Origin of the sequence: Rhodoplanes sp. SY1 (assembly GCF_046000175.1) — a bacterium.
Taxonomy (GTDB): Bacteria; Pseudomonadota; Alphaproteobacteria; order Rhizobiales; family Xanthobacteraceae; genus Rhodoplanes.
Genome location: NZ_JBEOMB010000316.1, coordinates 1 through 508, shown reverse-complemented (window position 1 = coordinate 508; position 508 = coordinate 1). Strand labels below are relative to the sequence as shown.

General features: G+C 68.9%; 1 protein-coding gene. It reads right to left on the bottom strand.

Going from position 1 to position 508, the window contains the following annotated elements; translation table 11 throughout:
• A partial coding sequence (locus ABTU92_RS29345; protein WP_408095079.1) for an isocitrate/isopropylmalate family dehydrogenase occupies positions 1-268 on the bottom strand: 268 nt, incomplete at its 3' end.
• Positions 269-508 lie beyond the last annotated feature (240 nt).

The following is a 508-nucleotide window of genomic DNA, read 5'->3' as shown; positions in this document are numbered from 1 at the left end:
ACAGCGAGACGTGGTCCGGCACCGCCTTGGGCCAGCCGACGGCGCCGAAGAAGATCGCGTCGTGGCCGCCGACCTGCTGCTTCCAGTCTTCCGGCATCATGCGGCCGTACTTGAGATAGTAGTCGCACGAAGAGAAGTCGAACCAGTCGAGCTGAAGCCCGAAGCCGTGCCGCTTGGCGACCTTCTCGAGGACGCGGACGCCCTCCGGCACAACCTCCTTGCCGATGCCGTCGCCCGGAATCACGGCGACCCGATAGGTGTTCCTCATGCCTCGCCTCCGGCGGCCGGCGCCGCCCGTGTGTGCTGTCGGGGGATGTCGCGCGTCGAGAGCCGCGAGGGTGGCGGCAGCGCCGAGACGCCGTCAATCCCCGCGTCGGCAGCTCCGCCTCTCGCTCGGCGCGCAGCCGCACCGGCTGGTTGACGCAAATCAAGGCCCGCGCGGGGGGTGGTCATAAGCTTTCGAGAGGTTGCACGCGGTCGGTGCTGTCGGCGAAGCAGACGGAGGGTG